Below are 18376 nucleotides of genomic sequence, written 5' to 3' on the forward strand. Positions count from 1 at the left end.
GACCGGCTCGACGAGCAGGGCATCCTGGCGAACACCCTGGTCGTGATCACGTCCGACCACGGGGAAGAATTTGGTGAGCACGGGGTCTACGAACACGGCTACTCGCTGTATCGGCCCAGCGTGCACGTGCCGCTGATCGTGATTCCGCCTCGAGCGGCGAGGGGCGCCGCGCCGGCCGCGGTCTCGACACCAGTCAGCCTGCGCGATCTCGCCGCCACTGTTGTGGATCTGGCGGGACTTGCCGAGGGTGCACCGTTCCCCGGCGCATCACTCGCGGGCCTCTGGCGCGACCCCGGCGCGACGATGCCCAGCCTGTACCGACATCCGTCTCCGTCACCGGGGCAGCCCGACTGGTTCCCGTCGAGCAAAGGCGACATGAGGGCTCTGGTCCATGAGGGCATGCGCTACATCCGCAACGGTGACGGAAGCGAGGAACTGTACGACTTTGCCGCCGATCCCTGGGAACGCACGAATCTGGCGGCCCTTCCGGAGCGTCAGCAGGCCCGGCCGGCGCCAGGGCGGCGCTCGATCGCCTGATGGCCAGGCTGAAATAGGCCCGTCTGTTAGAATCGCCGCGTTGCCCGCAGGGCTGTCATCGTGGAACTTTCCATTGTTGTCCCCCGTTTACCGCAGCGCCGAGTGTTTGCCGGAGCTTGCGCGGCGGGGTGCGCAGGCGCTGGACGGGCATATCGGCACGTATGAGTTGATTCTCGTCAACGACGCCAGCCCCGATGCGAGCTGGCGCGCGATCGCCGCCCTCGTCAACACCTACCCATTCGTCGTCGGGCTCAACCTGCGCAGAACGTGGGACAGGACAACGCGATCATGGCCGGCCTGCACCACGCCAAAGGCGACGGTTGTCATCGTGGACGACGACCTGCAGCATGACCCGGCGGATGTGCCGGCGCTGGCCCGTGCGCTGGGCTCCGAGTTCGACGTGGTGTATGCGACGTTTGAGCACAAACAGCAGGCGCTGTGGAAGAACATGGGGAGTTGGCTCAACGAGCAACTACAGCCTCGTGCGATCGATTGCGGTGTGGCTCAAACTGGCGACGGGCTTCTCGGTGATTCCTCTGCGGGTCACCACGCTCATCGGCGGCGTCATCTCGTTGTTCTCTTTCCTGATGGCGTTGTTCTTTGTCATCCAGGCACTGGTGCTCTCGCGGTCGCCGGAAGGGTATCCGTCGTTGATCGTCACGTTGTTCTTCCTTGGCGGCCTCCAGTTGATGGGACTGGGCGCCGTGGGCGAAACTCGTCGGCAGGATCTTCCTCACCCAGAACAAGCTGCCGCAATTCACGGTGAAGGATGTCGCGCGTCACGCGGAGCGCGACGGTGGGTAAGAGCGAAGGCCCAAGCCCTGCACTGGTGCTTGGCGTCTGCGCGCTGGTGCTGGCGCCAACGATAGCGTATCGGTTGGGCGTGGACCAGGGCGTGTTTACGGTACATGGGGCCCGGCTGCTGCGCGGGGTGGCCCTACATCCATTCCTGGGAAGCCGATTTTCCCGGCCTGATGTTTCTGCAGGCGGCCGAGATTTTTGTGTTCGGCAAGTCGATCTGGATGTTCCGGCTCTTTGATGTCCTGTTCCAGCTCGTCACGGCCTGGTTCGTGTTCCGCATTGCCGACCGCCTCAGTGGCCGCGTCGGGGCGATGGTGGCCGCCATTCTCTACTGCCTGATCTACCAGGACTACGGGCCCTGGAACACGGCGCAGCGCGAAGGCTTCGGACTGCCGTTTGTGCTCGCGGGATTCTGGATGTATCTGACGGCCGACCGGCGATCGCCGTGGGTGACGGCGGCCATCATCGGCTTGGGGATGGGGTTTGCCATCACGATCAAGCCGACCATTCTCGCCCTGGCGCTGTTTTACCTGCCGCTCGCCACCGAACTTCGCACCCGCCGGGCTGTGGCCGTGGCGCTGGTGGCAGGCGCGTGCCTGGCTGCGCCGTCAGTGGCGTTCGTCGTCCTCTACTGGACTCTCGGCGGCCTGACGCAGATGTACGAATCGCTTGTCAGTTACCAGCCGATCTACACCGCGCGCCTCAGGGGCACGGAGCCGCTGTTGACTTACTGGTTGCAGAAACTTGGGAACCTCGGCAGGAACGCCGTGGTCCTGCCCATCGTGTATGCACCGTTTCTTTTCCAGGGCACGTTCCGCCGCGAACGACTGATGGTCTGGCTCGGATTCGTGGGTTCGGTCTACAGCGTGTTTGTGCAGGGCACGTTTGCCGGATATCACTACCTTCCGGGCATGGCCCTTGGGGCCATTCTGGTGGGCGATCTCTTTTCAACCGTGAGCCGTTGGGCACTGAAGCGCTTCCACACGCTCGTGCCCGTGGACGCCGTCCTGGCCCAGCGCATCATGGCCACGCTGATGCTGGTGGTGGCAGCGGTGTTCTACATGCGTGAGGCACCTCTCAAGGATCTCGTCACCGGGCATTTCCTGAATCCACCTCGAGCCAACGAGTTCAGGAGCAACACGGTCTTTGACTACACCGAGTCGTACGACCTTGCCGCATACCTGCGCGCGCGGACGCAGCCCAATGAGCCGGTGCAAGTGTGGGGGTATGAGTCTCTGGTCTACTACCTGGCCGATCGATCGGCGGCGAGCCGCTTCCAGATGACCCATCCGCTTGTCATGCGCGTGCCAGGCGAGGCGCTGACGCCGATGCAACTTCGCTGGCGCGAGGAATTCGTCGGCGACATCGAGCGGCGCCAACCGCTGTATGTGGCGGTGGTCCAGCACGACAATTGGTGGTGGTCACCGGAAGAGCAAACCTCCCAAGAGTTGCTGGACGACTTCCCGGAGTGGAAACACGTCATCGAGCGCGACTATGCGCTCGAAACGACGATCGGGCGTTTCCTTGTGTATCGCCGGATCACGCATACGCCATCGCGGTCCGGCAGCTGACCTGCAGATGACGACCACCGCCGGCACCAGGAATCAGACAGGCTACATCCCCGAGCTTGATGGCTTGCGGGCGATCGCCATCCTGCTCGTGATCGTCTTTCACTGCAGGACCATTGCGAGTGCCGCCACGGATGGCCAGCAATTCTTCATGCGCCTGGCCGAGGCGGGCTGGGTCGGCGTGGATCTCTTCTTCGTGCTGTCGGGATTCCTGATCACTGGAATCCTGATCGATACGGCCGGGCGCCCGGGGTACTTCCGCTCGTTCTACATCAGGCGCGTCCTGCGCATCTTCCCTCTGTACTACGCCGCTCTGGCTGGCTTCGCCATCGGCTTTCACGTCTTCGGCATCGAACGCCTGGCGCCGGTCTCGACCACGGCGGAAGTGGCTCATTGGGTCTATCTGCAGAACTGGCTGCCCCTGTTTGGCGTGGACTGGACGCGTCCGCTCGCGCATTTCTGGTCGCTCGGCGTTGAAGAGCAGTTCTATCTCTGCTGGCCCGCCCTCGTGCTGCTGTTCGCCAAGCGCGGCCGTGTGGCCCAATTGTGCATCGGGACCATCGCGTTCGCCGTGGTGATGCGAGTGGTGTTCTGGTGGGCCGGGGTCAGCGAGGCCGGCAACTTCGCCACGGTGACGCGCATCGACACGCTCGCGATCGGCGGATACCTCGCCTGCCTTCAGCGCGGCACCGGATGGGCGCGCCTGCAGGGGCCGCGGTTGACGATGGTGCTTGCCGTCAGTGCCGCGATGACGCTCGGCGTAGCCCTGTGGGGCGGAAGCTTCTTTCGCCCGACCAATCCACACATCTTCCTGTTCGGCTATCTTCCGCTGGCGATCCTGTTTGGCGCGACGGTGGCCTTCGCCCTCGTGGCCGGCGAGAACTCGCTCTGGCGCCGGCTGCTACGATGGCGGCCCCTGACCGAGATCGGCAAGATCAGCTACGGCATCTACGTGATTCATTGGCCGCTGGTCCTGGCCTTGCAGCCGATCTAGCCCGAGCCGGTGGGGGGATTCTGGGTCCGTCAGGCGATGTTCCTGCTCGTGATTCTGGCCGGGTCGTTCACACTCGCGGCGCTAAGTTTTGCGCTCTTTGAACGCCCCTTCCTGAACCTGAAGGATCGGCTGGCCGCCAGGCCGGGGCCGCCACCACATCAGCACCCCGGTCACGCCCTGAACCAGAAAGCCCAGTGATACCAGCGCGTACAGGACCTTTACGGGCATCGCGTACTTTCTCGCGGTGTGAAGATCGACGAACATCGCCCGCTCCGGCCCCGGCGTGAACATCGTCATCCCCACACCGGTGACGGCCACCAACAACATCAGCACCAGGCCCAACGCGCCAGCGGAGTGGTGAAGGTCGATCGCGGCGCGCCGCCACCCGGCCGACAGCCGCACGGCAAACGATTTCCGCTTCCACCACAGCCACACACCGCCCAGTTGCAGCACGATCGCCGCAGCAGTGGCCGTCAGCACAATCATGTTCCCGACCGAACCGAGCGCCAGTGTCTCGTGAAGCCGGCTGGCCGCGCGTCGCAGCAGATCCGGACCAGGCACGGCGAGCACAGCACCAGTCGCTCCGGCAATCGCCAGGATGATCGACGTCGAGAGTCCAATCCAGCGGTGGGTGATGAGGACGAACCGGCGCGAAGTCATGGGTCGGCCAGGTCGGGATAAAAGCGGCCCGCGGGATACGCGCCGCCCTTGAGGCCATCGCGGCAGTAGTCGAGGATCTGCTGCCGGATGGCGGGCGTGACATCCGCATCGCGTGTTTCCTTGCCGCTACGCAGGAACTGCCCGCCGGCGACCGAGAACATTGTGGGCGGTGCCATCTCGAACACCTCTTCGTGCTCCTTCATGTAGGCAAAGCTGCACCGCTGTGCCACAAGGCTCCGCTCGTTGGCCGACAACTCGACGCCGAGAAACGTCGCGACCCGATCGATCACGCCAGCCAGATCACGCTTCATCTCCTCGAAATGGAGGAACAGCACGTTGCCGTGCTGCTGCGACCATCGCCACCACCCGTCCACGTGCCGGGGCCACGGCAGCCAATACATTCGATCGCTCGTGAACCACGCCGCCTGAGCGTCGACGGGCGGCATCAGCGGACCCAGCATTGACTGATTGAAGTCCACGATGCTGGCGAAGCAGGCCACCGGATGCCTGGCGACGTAGATGTATTTGGCGTCGCCACCATAGGGACAGTGACTGGCCGGCAGATGGGTCTTGATGATCCGCGTCGGCCGTGTGCCAACGAGCGGCGCAGCGTCCATCGAGACGCTGTTGACCGCTTCAATCCACGGGCTCATGGCATACAGATGGGTTGGGCCGGGTTCCGAGAACTCACCCCGGCCCTTGGTGACAATCTGAAAGACAATCTGCTGCATCCACGTGGTGCCGCAGCGCATCTGGGTGGCCACAAACACATCCTCGGCCCTGGGGCGATACTGCCGGGCGCGGGCGAACACTGCCGGCGTGCTGACTCTGGGTGGGCCGCTCACGCCCTCATAGTCGAAGACCGGCATCGACTGGCCTGAACGGGTTAGCGCGACCAGAGCGCGGAGGATCGGCTTTGCGGGAAGTGACAACAACCGGATTTGCCGCTTCAGCGCCCGGCGGGCGGCGAGTGGCCGTCCGTAATAGGCCATTCCGGCGGTGTGACGCTGCTCCCAGCGGAAATACCAGAGCAGGTAGCTGACGGCGGCGACACCGAGCAGCGCCGCTGCAACGGCTGCGCCGATCCAGTTCATTGGGCAGGTTTATCGGAGCGACCGGTCACCATCAGCCAGATTTTCCTGGCCAACCCGACCACACGGTTCCAGAACATCATGACAACGCCCACGATGGCCGCAATCGCGGACGTGAGAGGCAGGAACGCCTCGGGCCCGATGTAGAGCAGCACCCACGCCACGAGCGCGGGCTGGACGTCCAGAGGGAGGGGCACCATCAACATACGTCGTCTAGGCAGAGTATCACCGTGCCGCCCGCTTGGCGGCTCTGGCGTTTCTGATCAGGTCCAGAAAGCTCTCAACAACCGCGTTCTCGGACCAGTGCTTTCTGGCGGCTTCGAACGCGCCCGTGGCGAACGAGTCGCGCAACTCCGGGATCGCCGTGCAGGCGTGCGATGGCCGCCACGAGCTCGTCGGTATCCGAAAACAGCAGCCCGCCCTTGGCACGCTCGATGATCTCGGGAAACGGCCCGATGCGTCGGGCGATGACGGGCGTGTGGTAGTGGAACGCCTCAATCAACACAATGCCGAACGTCTCATAACCCGACGACGGCACAATGGCCGCGATGGCGTGTTCGTAGTACCGCCGGAGGTCGTGGTTGGCGATGCGGCCGAGGAACTTCACATTGGGGAGATCGGCCGCGCGCGCGCGCAGTTCCGGCATCTCGTTGCCGTCGCCGATGATCAGCCAGTCGGCATCCGGAAAGCGCCGGAACGCCGGGATCACCGAATCGAGTCCCTTGATGCGCGCCAGGCGGCCCACCGACAGGAAATAGGGCCGCTGCTGCGGTCGTTCAGACATGCGCGGCGCGGGTTGCTCCGGAAAAGGCGCCGGCAGGAAATACGGCAACACTTCCATCGGCTGGGCCAGCCCGAATTCACGGTGTTTGTTGCGGCTGAATTCGCTGCGCGCGATGAACAGGTCGACGTCGGCCAGCCGGCGTTTGAGTGCGCCCGTGTGGCGCCAGAGTTGCGGCGGCCGCCGGTAGCTCATCACACAGCGTGTGCACGCCCGGACGTCACAGGGCTCGCGGTTGAAGCGCCACAGGACGTGTGTGGGGCAGACGAGCCAGTGTTCGTGGGCCACATACACGCGCAGCGCGGGCCCGCCGAGTTTCAGGATGCCGGGGCCCCCCACCAGCGACACGTTGCCGTAGACGATGACGTCGGGCGCGCGTTCCCGGAGCAATGTGTCAATCGCGCGGCCGTGCATGACGGGGTAGCCGAGCTGGTGGGTCAGGAACGGCGACACCACACCCAGGCGGCTGCGCAATCCGACCACCTCGACGCCGTCCTGAATCACCGGCTGGTCGGGCAGTGTTGTGCCCGCCAGCCACTCATAGGCATCCACGTCGTGCACGACCGTGACGTGATGGCCGCGATCCACAAGCGCCAGCGCCGTCCGCTGCACGTCGATGCCATCGCCGCCGAAATTGAACGGCGGATAAAACGTCGTCAAGAAACAGAAGCGGAGGTGAGCCATCAGAACGCCGCCTCTGCCACGCGGACGGCGTTCGCCATCAGGGTGAAGGTGAGGTTCTTGGCGGGCAAGAATGGAAACGTCGCCCCGTCCACGACAAAGACGTTCTCCAAGTCGCGGCTCTGGCACTGGGGCGTGGTCGTGAAGGGCGCGGCCGTGGGGCTCATGGGCAACGTGCCCGCATAGTGCACGCTCGCACCCATCGGCCTGACGTGCGCCATGCCGGGTGGGACGACGCAGTTGAGGCTGAACAGCACGCGCTTGATGCGACTCAGGGCCTGTTTGATCCGGGCGGGTTCATCGGCGCCGGGAGTGTAGTGCAGGTTCAGGCGCGGCAGGTCGTCGCCGGTCAGCTCAACGTAGCTCTCGTCACGCCGGGTATCCCTGAAGTTGACGTTCACCAGGCCAAGCGCCGCGTGAATGGCGCGGAAGAGGTAGGTGGAGGCCGACAGATCGAGCGGCAGCCGCTGAATCAGCGGATGCACGAGTGCCGTCTTGAGGGTGGTGATCTGTCCGTGCACGTAGTCGCGCGGTGTATCGGCCTCAAGGCCGACGCCGAGCAGGTGGTATTGATACGACTCTGGTGAAAACTGCCGCCCCAGCATTCCCAGGTTCACGAAAGGCACGAGCACCTGTCGATTGTCCATCAACCCGCGAAGACGGACGCGCTCGCCGGTTTTTCGCAGGATCGACATCAGGAAGATGCGGGTCGAGAGCAGCGCGCCGGCGGCCAGGGCGACCCGGTCCACGGCAAACTCCTGTTCCACTCCGGTCTCGAGGGACTTTGCCACAACCGCGCGCGCGCGTTGGCCGGGGCCGAGGTCCAGATGGCTGACCTCCACGCCAGGCACGTACTCGAAGCCCGGGAAGGTCTGGCATTCGAGAAGCGTCTGAGAGGGCGTGTAGAGCGCACCACGCGGGCACCCCCAGAGGCACCGGCCAAGATAGTCGCAGGCCTGCCGGACGCCCAGCGCCCGGCTGAGCGTGGCGACGCGCGTACGTCCCATGTAGGCGCCGCCGCGGTTGAGGCGGCCGCGCATACGCCCGTACGACTCCATCAGCACCTGGGAATGCCGATCGAGCTGGAGCGGGGGCAACAGGTGATCGTGCATCGGCAAAAAACGCGCGAGGTCGTCCTGTTCGCCCGTAATGCCAATGCGCCGTGCCACCTCGTCATAGTGCGGTGCCAGATCGCTGTAGGGAAACGGAAAGTCCTGGATCTCGGCAGCGGTCAGAGGATAACACCCGCCCGTCCACGCTTCGGCCAATCCGCCGCGGGCGAACGAAAAGAGCGGCGCGAAGCCAGTGCCCGTGTGACTGAAGCCGGCCGGCGGGTCAAACACATAGTCTTTGCTGGGTGGAATGCCGTAATACTCGTCATCCACTCCAGGCAAAAGCGCAGCTTCCTGCGCCGGACCTAAAAAATACGCCGCCGGATCTGCAAGCCGGTGCTTGAGTTGGTCGAGGCTCGCGTCGGGCAACACCGCGGCGCGTCCCTGCCGACCCACGTCCAGCATCCGCACCGTGCCGCCTTTGCGCAATACGGTCAGGGCGAAATGAATGCCGCTCGCCCCCGACCCCACCACCGTCACCGTGGGAGTCATGGCGCGCCTTTTCCCATCAGGGCCATGACGAGGCGCGTTGGGGTGAAGATCAGGGTTCCCACCAGCAGACTCACGAGTGCCGCAGCGGTGCGCGCGCCGAGCCGGATGAAGAGCATCGGCATGGAACCGCCAACGGCCTGATCGATCGCCTGGCTGAAGGGGGGACGAGTTTCGAGAATGGCCAGCAGGAGCACCAACCGCTTCCGCAGCGCGCCGGCCCGAAGGAAGAGGCTGGCGTAGGCATCCGCAATCTTCGCGCACACAGGGTGGATTCGCGCGAACGAGAGCAACGCCTCGTCGAAACGGCCGCGAGCAGAGAGGACGGGCATGCCGGCCAGTGCGGCACGGTACGTCGCCGTGACGTAGTCGTCCGGATCGCGGCCCAGCAGATGTTGCGTGAAGACCCGGCATTCCGCGCCAGTAGCGTCGCCGGCGGCACGGTTGGCATCTGACACGCCCGGCACCATCTCCGCGATGCCGATCAGGCTGGGACCCAGCCGTGCGTGAAGTGGGTGGCCGGCGGCCACGCCGTCGAATCGAAAAGATGAGAGTTGCCCGGCGCTGATCGGCAGGAGCTTGCCAAGCCCGATCGCCTCAGCCATCCGCAACGGGATTCGCAGCGCCGCCAGGGGCACGTGGGCCACGCGCCCGGGCCCTCCGGTGCGCGCGATGCGAATGTGTTGAAGCAGCGCCTCCATCGTCAGCGTCTCAGGACCGCCAATCTCGACAGTGGCATTCGTGAACAGATCCTGCCGGATCGTTTCCGTGATGCATCGGGCGACGTCGCTGACATGGATCGGCTGCACCCTGACTCGTCCGGCGCCGGGCATGACGATGAACGGGAGGAGCGCGAGTTTCTCGAGGCTGCCCAGCACGGGCGCACCCGGGCCCAGAATGACCGTCGGTCGAAGGATGGCAAAGCGCAGCCCCGAGCGCGACACGGCCTCCTCGGCGAGGCACTTGGCGAGGGCGTAGTGGTAGCCGGTTTTGTCGGGAAAGGTCGTGGCGATGGAACTGACGAAGAGCACCTTGGGGACACCGGCCTTGCGGCAGGCCTCAAGCAGTACGCTAGTGCCGTGCGCGTTGACGCGCAGGTGGTCTTCGGCCGACGCGCGGCCGGTGGCCGCAGCGAGGTGGACGACCACCTCGCACGAACGAAGCGCGTCCGCGTAGGTCGTCGGATCGAGCAGGTCGCCATGAATGACCGTGGTGTTGGCCCCAGCCGTCTGCGGCATGTCTCGGCGTGCGAGCGCAATCACGGGACGGCCCAACGGCTGAAGCGCGGCCAGCAGCGTCCTGCCGACGAATCCGCTTCCGCCGGTGACGAATATCGTGTCCCGCATGGTCACGCGCCCGGAGCGTCGGGCCCGGAGGTCAGGTCCTCCTCCACGATATACATCGGGCGCGGCTTGACCTCGTTGAACACCCGGCCGAGGTACTCGCCGAGAATGCCCAGGCAAATCAGCTGCACGCTGCCCATGAACAGCATCGCCACCATGATCGTGGCCCAGCCATCCACCGTGTAGCCCATCAGTTTCTGCACAAACACGCTCAGGAGGTAGAGCACCGCGAGTATCGCCGACGCGTAGCCGGTCCAGGTCGCGAGTTTCAGCGGCATGGTGGAAAACGATGTGATGCCGTCGAACGCGAACTTCAGCATCTTCCGGAACGGGTATTTGGTTTCGCCGGCAAAGCGGCGGTCGCGTTTATGCGTGATGCTGGTCTGCGGGAATCCCACCCAGCTGACGAGGCCGCGCACGAACCGGTCCTTCTCGCGCAATTGTTTGAGCTGTTCAACCACACGCCGGCTCATCAGCCTGAAGTCGCCCACGTTGGCGGGAATGTGGATGTTGGTCAGCCGGCCCAGCAGCCGGTAGAACATGGTGGCCGTGGCCAGTTTGATCGGGGTTTCGCCCGCTCGATCGGATCGCACGCCATAGACGACGTCGAAGCCCTCGCGCCACTTCGCGATCATGTCAGCCACGACTTCAGGCGGGTCCTGGAGATCGGCGTCGATGATGACGGCGCAATCGCCTTTGGCGTAATCGATGCCGGCACTGATCGCGATCTGATGTCCGAAGTTCCTCGAGAGTTTCAGCACCCGGATCCGCGCATTCCGTTTCGCGAACTGCGCGAGCCGCTGATACGACCCGTCCACACTGCCGTCATCAATGAACACGATCTCGTAGGCCATGCCCTCGAGCGCGCCAAGCGCCTGGGTCGCCCGTTCATAAAACGCATCGATCGCTTCGATTTCGTTGAAGACCGGAACGACCAGCGATACCAGTGGTTCGCGTGCCGGTTGACTACTGGGCGCCATGCGTGATCTCCAATCGGCTGCCGTACCGCCAGATGCCCGCGGCCACGGCCAGAGTCAGGACCAGCAACATCGTCGGCGGCCACCATGTGCCCAGCCACGCGCTGTCAGGCCTGGATGTCAGGGTCAGGACGCGATACCAGGGTAGCTGCGGTCCCTCGGAAAAGAGCAGTTGCCATGATTTCATCACCGGTTCGCGATAGACGGCGATGACCCACGCATGCATCACGGCGACAGCGGTGATGGCGGCCTTGAGGCGCCAGCCGATCCGGATCCAGTGGTCCGCAAGCGCGAGCATCAACAGCGGCACCAGCGGCAGCAGATAGCGGAACCCGCTGTTGAACTGCAGCCGCGAGTACTGATTGGCTGACGCGAACAGCAGCAGCGCGACCCAGGAAGCCCACACAAACCACCGCTCACGTGCCGGCAGCACCAGCGCCCCCGGCGCGTAGCGCCAGACGGGCACCACCGAGAGCAGCAGAATCGGTCCCCAGGAATACATGCCGAAGGATGGATCGAACAGGCTCTTGAAGAACAGGTCTGGGGCCGGCAGGGTGAAGCCGCGCATGCCGACGGCGACGTATTCGTTCTGGTTCGGCATCCAGTGCTGTCCCGGCCAGAAAGGGTGGCCGTACATCGCCCACTGGCTGAACAGCAGGAACGCGATCGGGGGCAGGCTTCCCACGACCATCACCAGCGATTCCCGGAACGACTGCCACCACGACGCCGACGAGAGCCTGGGAATGAACAGGTAGGCCCACAGCAACGGCATGATGATGACGCCGATGTAGTCGGTGGCCAGGGTCACGCCGGCGAAGAAGCCGGCCAGCGCCCGGCGGCGTTGCGAGACCGGTCCCCCCGCGGGACCCCACAGCAGGACAAACGACGCGAACATCGCGTACATGACGAACATGTTGTGTCCGAGCACCGTGGCCCGGTAGAACAACGGCGTGCCGAACCCGAGCAGGAATGTGAGCCATGTGGCCTGCGAGGGATCAATCCCGCGCCGCCTGAGCACGCGGTAGAAGAACACGAGAAACAGCGCCGTCAGCGGCGCCATGAACAAGGCGGTTGTGATGAACGTGGCCGCGCCGAATCTCAGGTCGAGTCCGCGTGCCTTGACGAGGCGGAAGAAGTTCACGCTATTGCGCCGCGTGGTCCGGTATTCAACATCCGGCACGCCCTGCTCGGCCAACCGTGCCTTGCTGTAGTTCTCGATGGCGTCGAGGGCGGGATCGAGCAGGAACAGCGGGACTGCCGCAAGCGCCGAGACAAGCACCTGATTGCCAATGACCGAGTGCCCGTCACGATGCACAAAGATATCGGGGTGAAATCCCTGATACTCGTCCACGCGAAACGTGCCGTGCTCGGCGATGCTGAACGCCGGGTAGTGCTCTCTCACAACATTGGTCGCAAAGTGCACGGAGTACACGAGCCAGGCAATCAGGAAGATGCGCCAGGGCCGCGACGCAAGGAATGCCGGAGAGGCCACGGCGCCTATGATAACCGCGAGCCTCTTGTTCCCCAACGGCCGGCCCACTACACTTTGCAGCGAAGTCGAAGATGAAGGACGTGACCACCGAAGACGGCATCGCGCTCTGGTCCACACGCGCGAGCACCGAGAATGAGCCCGTGCCGTGGGGGTGGCTCGCGCTGTTGACCGCGCTGGCGGTGCTCCTGCGGGCGATCGGGCTGAACGGCGGCCTGTGGTACGACGAGATCCTCACGATGATCGAGGGCGTGCGCGATCCGCTCTACCAGATCGTCACCGTCTTCCCGGGCAACAACCAGCACACACTGTTCTCGGTACTCGCGCACATCTCCATGGAGGCGTTTGGCGAATACCCATGGAGCCTGCGGCTGCCGGCCCTCGTCTTTGGCGCCGCGACCGTGCCGGTGCTCTACCTGTTTGCACGGCAGTTTGTCACCCGCCGCGAAGCCCTGCTCGGGTGCCTCCTGCTGACGACCGCGTATCACCATGTCTGGTTCTCGCAGAACGCGCGCGGCTATTCCGCGCTGGCGTTCCTGACGCTGCTGAGCAGTTGGCTCCTGCTGCGTGTCCTGCGACACGGCAGGACGTCCGATGCCGTGTGGTACGGCATCGCCGCCGCCCTCGGCGTGTACGCGCACCTCACCATGGTGTTCCTCGTGGTGAGCCACGCGATGCTGTGTGCCGCGGCGGCAGGCATGGCCGGCCGCGATGCCCCCGTGTGGCGCAGATGGCGCGTGGTCACGACGGCAATCGTGCTGGCCGGAGCCTTCACGCTGCTGTTGTACTCGCCGGTCATGCTGGACGTGAAACAGTTCTTTGTGGATCGCCCCGCCCAGGGCGTCGCGGCCACACCCACATGGGCTGCCCGGGAGTTGATTCGGGGGCTGCAGATTGGGCTTGGCGCCGGTCTGGGTGCGCTCGCGGCCGCCGTGTTGTTCGCCGCCGGATTCTGGAGCTACCTCAGGCAAAGCCTGTTCGTGGTCGGACTGTTCGTGCTGCCAGGCGTGGTCACCGTCGGCGCGGCCGTCGCGCTAGGACGGCCCCTCTACCCACGGTTCGTGTTCTTTCTGATCGGCTTCGGCCTGTTGATTGCCGTGCGTGGTGCGCTGGAGATTGGACAGTGGTTCGGTCGCGGCCGGGCGCAGGCCGCGGGAGCCGGTCTGGTGGTGGCGATGGCCGCCGTGTCCGTGGTGGCGCTGATTCCCAATTACAGGCTCCCAAAACAGGACTTTGAGGCCGCGCTGCGTTTTGTCGAAGCGCAACGCACAGGCGACGACGTGATTATCACTGTGGGACAGACCACCAGGGTCTACCGGGAGTTCTACCTTCGCACGTGGGAGTCGGCTCCGTCCCTCGAGCAGTTCCAGAGCATCCGCGCAATGGGGCAGCGCGTGTGGGTGGTTCACACGCTCGATCGATACATTGAGGGCCGCACCCCCGACCTCATGCGCATGCTGCGCGCCGAGTGCGTGGTGCAGCAGGTCTTCCGCGGAACCGTGGGTGACGGCGACGTCACTGTGTGTGTGGCCCCGCCTGTCGGCTCGTGAAAACCGTTCAATGACCACCGCGCTCCTCGAACGAACGCTATTCCGGTGGCTTCCCGCAGGCGTCCTGCTCGTGGCGTTTGTGGGGCTCTGCGTGATGACCGGGACGGCCTGGCCCTGGAACCAGGTGGTGCACGAAGACGGCGTGCGCACCCTGCTCGGCACGGTCTTCTACGTCGAACATGGGACACGGGAGTTGTTGCCAGACGCTCTGCTGGCGCTCGCGGTGGCAGGCTCCGTCGCGTACTACTTTCCGCTCGGCCGCGCCGGGGTCCGAGACACCTTGACCCGCTCCCGTCGCCGCCTGGCCTGGGTGGTGGCCGTCACGTTCGCCGTGATCGTCGGCGGCACGCTCTGGACCGAAGGCGGTCATGTGCTCATCGACAACCTCTCACAGTCACACACCCGCGCCGGAGCGCCGCTCGTGTGGGGCGCGCATTGGCGTTACCACCTGATTGAACGATTCGCACAGATGATGCTCGCGTTCAGCGCGAGCGGCGTGTTCTGGATCCTCCACGGCAAACCGGGCGCCGATTCGGTCCGCGGGCGCTTCCGGCTCTTCGGCGCCGCGCTTCTCCTGTTTGTGGCCATTACGGTTGTCTTCCGCCTTACGAACGAGCCGTTTCGCGACCCGGCGTATCTTGGCCACCAGCTTCGCGAACTGTTCACGCATTCGCTGGTCACGCTGCCGCTCGCGCTGGGCACGTGCCTGGCACTTGCTCGCAAATTCTCGGCTGGGAACCCAGACGCGTCAGGGGATCGCCTCTGGCCCATCGTGGTGACCGGCGCGTTAGCCGTCTTGAGCGGAGCCTTCTTGCTGGTGGCGTCTGTGATGGCCGACGCGCAGTCTCACGGCCAAGCCGAAGGACTGGCAAGCCTGCTCTTCCCCCACTTCGCGGAGCATGCGCTCGGATACGTCCTCGTGCCGTCGCTGGCTGGCTTGATCTACCTTGCGCCCCGCAGCCGAGTCTGAAGACCCGGTATGTCCGCCGGACCTGAAGGTCCGGCCTCCGAAGATAGACGCCACTCCTCGGAGGCCGGGTCTTTAGACCCGGCTACACCGAGGTCGAATCCGCTCTAATCCTCGACGACGTGGTCTTCAAACGACTTGCGGGCGCGCGCCCAGGCGGTGCCGTCGAATGAACCGTCGGCGCCCAGGCAATCCACGAGCGCGTAGGCCATCGCCATGGTGTGATGCGTGTTGTCGTGCGCGAAGAGTCCCTGCCGGCCAAACGTGATCAACCCGTCAATATCGCCGATCCAGTGGTCCAGCACATCCAAGGCCTCGCGGTATCCCTTCGTGTAGAGCGGATACGCGTGCGGCAGACGCCTGGTCTGGACGTGGCGCACCGGAGGCAACGGGCCAAGGCCGGCTCGCACAAGGTCGTTTGCCACGAGTGTGCCCAGCGCCTCATCCGTCATCGACCACTCCCCATCGTCTTGCGAGCAGGGCAACTCGGCGCAGAGCACGGTGCGCCCGGGCGCGGATGTGAGGGAGTAGTTTTTGGGTTCGGAAAGACGGCTGATCCGGATCGCGGTTTCCGGAAAGTAGTGCGCGTCAAATTCTGTGAATTGTTCGGCGTCGAGGGTCAGGTACACCAGGACCATCGAACGTTGCTGCAGGCGTTGCGTGGCGGCCTGCGACACGGCAGGACCGTCCGACCGCACGAGTCGCGCCAGCAGGGTCACGGGGATCGTTGAGAGGACGTAGTCCGCAGGAATGACACGGGTCTCGCCGGCGATCGTGACTTCGACGCCACGCACGCGGCCACCTTCGGCGATGACGCTTGTCACCGTCGTGTTGAGGTGCACCGTGGCGCCGGCCGTAGCCGCGGCGTGGTGCAGGGCGTCGCTGATTTGGCCGTAGCCCTTGCGCGGATAGAAGAATCGGCCGGCGCCTGGGGGTTTGGGCATTCCCGGCAGAGCGCGCATCACGCGCTTCACCATCTTGCCTAGTGACCCGCTGCCGACGCGGCGCTTGGCCTGTTCCGGATCCAACGCCGTGGGCGTGAGTCCCCATATCTTCTGCGCGTACGGGAAATAAAAGTCGCGGCAGATGGTGCGGCCGAGTCCCCGCTCGAGAATGGACGCGAAACTCGGCTCACCCGATGCCCGCGTGAACGGTTTGCGGATCGCGTCAGCCAGCACGCCTGCGATGAACGCGGGGTGGACGTGTTGGATGAGGTCAAACGGCTTCAGAGGAAAATGCACCCATCGGCCGCGTAGCCGAATGCGCCCATGTCTGGGCCGGTCGAGTAAATCACTGCCGAGCAGGGCGCGGATGTCGGCCATCACCGCCGGTGGGCAGACCGGGTGCAGCCGGTGGCTGCCGAAGTCCACGGGAATGCCTTCGATCACGAAGCTCCCGGCGTTGCCGCCCACCTGGCTTCCGCGCTCAAGCACCGTGACGTCGGTCCAGCCGCGCTGCGACAACTTGTAAGCGCCCGCCAGACCGGCGGGGCCGCCCCCGAGTACGACGAACTTCATTTGGGTGCCACCGTGGTGGGCGTGGAGCGGGGCAGCATCTGCGTCACGATCAGTCCGGCCACACCGGTGACAATGAGCACCGCCTGCCAGAGGATGCCGGACGCGAGGACGGCTTCGCGCGGCGCGCCATACGGCGCAAGCAACGAGACGAGCGCAGCCTCGCGCACGCCGATGCCTCCCAGGCTGATGGGCAGCACGGCGATGAGCTTGGAAAGGGGCCAGGCCACAAACCAGGCAGGCACTTCGGTGGTGACGCCGACCTGCCGGGCCAGCCAGACATTGGTCATCACAAACGCCGACTGTACCACGAGGGAAATGACCACCGCCCCGAGCAGTGCCGGCCGGCGGGTGATGAGAGCCGTCCATGCTTCGCTGATCTGTGCGGCCAGATTGGAGAATCGCCCTGACCGCAGCAGCACAATCCCGGCGATGACCGCGATGACGACCCCGGCCGCGATCCACAGGCTCGCGTCCTCAATGATGCGCGCGATGCCGGGCGGCACACCGGCAAACGGCAGGGCCACAATCACGAGCATCAGCACAGTGCCGGTATCAATCAGGCGGTCGGCAATGCTGGCGAACGTCACGCGTTTCACCCCGACCAGCGGCGCGAGGTAGGCCGCACGCACGAGGTCTCCCCCCGCCAACCCCGGCAGGCTGAGGTTCGCGACGAGTCCGGCGTATTGCGCCCGCACGCAGGCGGCATTCAGCCCTTCTGCCGGTCCCAGCAACAGGCGCAGCTTGATCGCATTGAGGTAGTGGCCCGCGAAAAACACCACCACGCTGGCCGACCAGGTCCAGATGCTGGTGCGGCGCAGGGCGTCGAGCACGGTGTCGAGCGGAATGATGCGGAGAAGAATGGCGACGACGGCCGCGGACACGGCGGCGCGAATGACCCAGCGAGCCATCAGGGACTTTCAGTCCTTCGGGCGCCACGGCGCCTGCATCTGGAGGCGCGAGATCATGTCGGCCAGCAGGCCGACCGACCAGATGGTGATGGCCGACAGAAACGCCATCACGGCAGTTTCCGAAAGATTCCAGCGGTAGATGTCCTCGATGAGCTTGGCGATACCGATCAGGAACACCACGCCGCCCACCGGCAGGAACACTTTGAGCGGGTTGAAGAGCACGATCGCCCGGACCACCAGCAGGATGAAGCTCACAAAATGTGACGGACGGATCTTCGACTGGCCCGCCCGCTTCGCGTATTCCACGGGCTCGAAGAGCACGTTGTGCCCGTTCGCCAGCATGGCGAGTGTGATCGTGCTGGTGAAGGAGAATCCGGCCGGGCACAGGTGCATGTAGCGCAGCAGGGTCTCGCGCTTCATGACGCGCTGCCCCGAATTGAGGTCCGGGATGCGGACGCCGACCAGGTAGCCCGCAAGCCGATTGAGCAGCCACTTGCCCGGACGCCGGATCCACGCGACGCCGGCCGACATCAGACGTCGCTCTCCCACCACCATGTCCGCGCCGGCGAGCCTGGCGTACAGGCGCGGCATGGCGTCGGGCTCATACGAGGCATCCGCGTCCATGATCATGATGGCGGGCGCCTCTGTGGCAAACACGCCGGTCTTGAGGGCGGCGCCATAGCCTCGATTCCAGGTATGCGTGATGACCCGCACACCGGCCGCGGCAGCGCGTGCCCCTGTGCCGTCAGTTGAACCGTCATCGACCACGATGATCTCGGTGGACACAGGGAGACCGGAGAGGACCTCGCGGACGTGCGCCAGCGTGCCGTCAATGCCGGCGGCTTCGTTGAACGCCGGCAAAATGACCGCCAGCTCTGGCACGGGCTTCGTGATGTCCATTCAGGGTTACC

At 64.9% G+C, this 18376-nt stretch carries 17 protein-coding genes; 6 read left to right on the forward strand and 11 right to left on the reverse strand.

Annotated elements, in window-relative coordinates:
- The 4 genes from IPL75_03855 to IPL75_03870 all read left to right on the forward strand — a co-directional run.
- On the forward strand, positions 1–537 hold a 537-nt coding region (locus IPL75_03855), incomplete at its 5' end, for a sulfatase-like hydrolase/transferase (GenBank protein MBK9239397.1).
- Between the two features lie 40 nt (positions 538–577).
- The gene (locus IPL75_03860; protein ID MBK9239398.1) at positions 578–1303 is read left to right on the forward strand and encodes a glycosyltransferase; all 726 of its coding nucleotides are present in this window, start codon (positions 578–580) and stop codon (positions 1301–1303) included.
- A gap of 208 nt (positions 1304–1511) precedes the next feature.
- The gene (locus IPL75_03865; GenBank protein MBK9239399.1) at positions 1512–2909 is read left to right on the forward strand and encodes a glycosyltransferase family 39 protein; all 1398 of its coding nucleotides are present in this window, start codon (positions 1512–1514) and stop codon (positions 2907–2909) included.
- Positions 2910–2916: 7 nt separating this feature from the next.
- Positions 2917–3900, forward strand: coding sequence for an acyltransferase (locus IPL75_03870; GenBank protein MBK9239400.1), 984 nt, complete (start codon positions 2917–2919; stop codon positions 3898–3900).
- A gap of 81 nt (positions 3901–3981) precedes the next feature.
- On the opposite strand, the gene IPL75_03875 is transcribed toward IPL75_03870, so the two are convergent.
- From IPL75_03875 to IPL75_03910, 8 genes are all read right to left on the reverse strand, one after another.
- Positions 3982–4560, reverse strand: coding sequence for a PepSY domain-containing protein (locus IPL75_03875; GenBank protein MBK9239401.1), 579 nt, complete (start codon positions 4558–4560; stop codon positions 3982–3984).
- Complete coding sequence (locus IPL75_03880; protein MBK9239402.1) at positions 4557–5654, reverse strand: sulfotransferase domain-containing protein; 1098 nt, start codon at positions 5652–5654, stop codon at positions 4557–4559. The genes IPL75_03875 and IPL75_03880 overlap by 4 nt, the downstream gene beginning before the upstream one ends.
- Positions 5651–5851, reverse strand: a complete 201-nt coding sequence (locus tag IPL75_03885) for a hypothetical protein (protein MBK9239403.1) — start codon at positions 5849–5851, stop codon at positions 5651–5653. The genes IPL75_03880 and IPL75_03885 overlap by 4 nt, the downstream gene beginning before the upstream one ends.
- A gap of 80 nt (positions 5852–5931) precedes the next feature.
- Positions 5932–7116, reverse strand: coding sequence for a glycosyltransferase family 4 protein (locus IPL75_03890; GenBank protein ID MBK9239404.1), 1185 nt, complete (start codon positions 7114–7116; stop codon positions 5932–5934).
- Positions 7116–8717, reverse strand: coding sequence for a hypothetical protein (locus IPL75_03895; protein ID MBK9239405.1), 1602 nt, complete (start codon positions 8715–8717; stop codon positions 7116–7118). The genes IPL75_03890 and IPL75_03895 overlap by 1 nt, the downstream gene beginning before the upstream one ends.
- Positions 8714–10060 (reverse strand): NAD-dependent epimerase/dehydratase family protein, encoded by a 1347-nt coding sequence (locus tag IPL75_03900; GenBank protein ID MBK9239406.1) that lies wholly within the window; start codon positions 10058–10060, stop codon positions 8714–8716. The genes IPL75_03895 and IPL75_03900 overlap by 4 nt, the downstream gene beginning before the upstream one ends.
- A 2-nt stretch (positions 10061–10062) precedes the next feature.
- The gene (locus IPL75_03905) at positions 10063–11037 is read right to left on the reverse strand and encodes a glycosyltransferase family 2 protein (protein ID MBK9239407.1); all 975 of its coding nucleotides are present in this window, start codon (positions 11035–11037) and stop codon (positions 10063–10065) included.
- The gene (locus tag IPL75_03910; GenBank protein ID MBK9239408.1) at positions 11024–12526 is read right to left on the reverse strand and encodes a hypothetical protein; all 1503 of its coding nucleotides are present in this window, start codon (positions 12524–12526) and stop codon (positions 11024–11026) included. Before IPL75_03910 ends, IPL75_03905 begins: the two co-directional genes overlap by 14 nt.
- A 71-nt stretch (positions 12527–12597) precedes the next feature.
- On the opposite strand from IPL75_03910, the gene IPL75_03915 reads away from it, so the two are divergent.
- Together IPL75_03915 and IPL75_03920 are read left to right on the forward strand one after the other, a co-directional pair.
- Positions 12598–14073: a glycosyltransferase family 39 protein gene (locus IPL75_03915; GenBank protein MBK9239409.1), complete on the forward strand. Its 1476-nt coding sequence runs from the start codon at positions 12598–12600 to the stop codon at positions 14071–14073.
- 10 nt (positions 14074–14083) lie between these two features.
- Positions 14084–15043 (forward strand): hypothetical protein, encoded by a 960-nt coding sequence (locus tag IPL75_03920; protein MBK9239410.1) that lies wholly within the window; start codon positions 14084–14086, stop codon positions 15041–15043.
- A gap of 104 nt (positions 15044–15147) precedes the next feature.
- Here IPL75_03920 and IPL75_03925 read toward each other — a convergent pair whose 3' ends face one another.
- The 3 genes from IPL75_03925 to IPL75_03935 are packed head-to-tail and all read right to left on the reverse strand — an operon-like array spanning position 15148 to position 18365.
- Positions 15148–16557 (reverse strand): FAD-dependent oxidoreductase, encoded by a 1410-nt coding sequence (locus IPL75_03925; GenBank protein MBK9239411.1) that lies wholly within the window; start codon positions 16555–16557, stop codon positions 15148–15150.
- Complete coding sequence (locus IPL75_03930; protein ID MBK9239412.1) at positions 16554–17465, reverse strand: flippase-like domain-containing protein; 912 nt, start codon at positions 17463–17465, stop codon at positions 16554–16556. Before IPL75_03930 ends, IPL75_03925 begins: the two co-directional genes overlap by 4 nt.
- 9 nt (positions 17466–17474) lie before the next feature.
- On the reverse strand, positions 17475–18365 hold the full coding sequence (locus IPL75_03935) for a glycosyltransferase family 2 protein (GenBank protein ID MBK9239413.1): 891 nt from the start codon (positions 18363–18365) through the stop codon (positions 17475–17477).
- Positions 18366–18376: the final 11 nt, after the last annotated feature.

The organism is Acidobacteriota bacterium (assembly GCA_016716905.1).
Lineage (GTDB): Bacteria > Acidobacteriota > Vicinamibacteria > Vicinamibacterales > SCN-69-37 > SYFT01.

Excerpts from the sequence above, each read along its gene's own strand:
- IPL75_03915 (MBK9239409.1), top strand. The coding sequence starts at position 12,598 with ATGAAGGACGTGACCACCGAAGACGGCATCGCGCTCTGGTCCACACGC.
- IPL75_03900 (MBK9239406.1), bottom strand. The coding sequence starts at position 10,060 with ATGCGGGACACGATATTCGTCACCGGCGGAAGCGGATTCGTCGGCAGG.
- IPL75_03920 (MBK9239410.1), top strand. The coding sequence starts at position 14,084 with ATGACCACCGCGCTCCTCGAACGAACGCTATTCCGGTGGCTTCCCGCA.
- IPL75_03885 (MBK9239403.1), bottom strand. The coding sequence starts at position 5,851 with ATGGTGCCCCTCCCTCTGGACGTCCAGCCCGCGCTCGTGGCGTGGGTG.
- IPL75_03880 (MBK9239402.1), bottom strand. The coding sequence starts at position 5,654 with ATGAACTGGATCGGCGCAGCCGTTGCAGCGGCGCTGCTCGGTGTCGCC.
- IPL75_03890 (MBK9239404.1), bottom strand. The coding sequence starts at position 7,116 with ATGGCTCACCTCCGCTTCTGTTTCTTGACGACGTTTTATCCGCCGTTC.
- IPL75_03905 (MBK9239407.1), bottom strand. The coding sequence starts at position 11,037 with ATGGCGCCCAGTAGTCAACCGGCACGCGAACCACTGGTATCGCTGGTC.
- IPL75_03935 (MBK9239413.1), bottom strand. The coding sequence starts at position 18,365 with ATGGACATCACGAAGCCCGTGCCAGAGCTGGCGGTCATTTTGCCGGCG.
- IPL75_03925 (MBK9239411.1), bottom strand. The coding sequence starts at position 16,557 with ATGAAGTTCGTCGTACTCGGGGGCGGCCCCGCCGGTCTGGCGGGCGCT.
- IPL75_03895 (MBK9239405.1), bottom strand. The coding sequence starts at position 8,717 with ATGACTCCCACGGTGACGGTGGTGGGGTCGGGGGCGAGCGGCATTCAT.
- IPL75_03870 (MBK9239400.1), top strand. The coding sequence starts at position 2,917 with ATGACGACCACCGCCGGCACCAGGAATCAGACAGGCTACATCCCCGAG.
- IPL75_03875 (MBK9239401.1), bottom strand. The coding sequence starts at position 4,560 with ATGACTTCGCGCCGGTTCGTCCTCATCACCCACCGCTGGATTGGACTC.
- IPL75_03930 (MBK9239412.1), bottom strand. The coding sequence starts at position 17,465 with ATGGCTCGCTGGGTCATTCGCGCCGCCGTGTCCGCGGCCGTCGTCGCC.
- IPL75_03865 (MBK9239399.1), top strand. The coding sequence starts at position 1,512 with ATGTTTCTGCAGGCGGCCGAGATTTTTGTGTTCGGCAAGTCGATCTGG.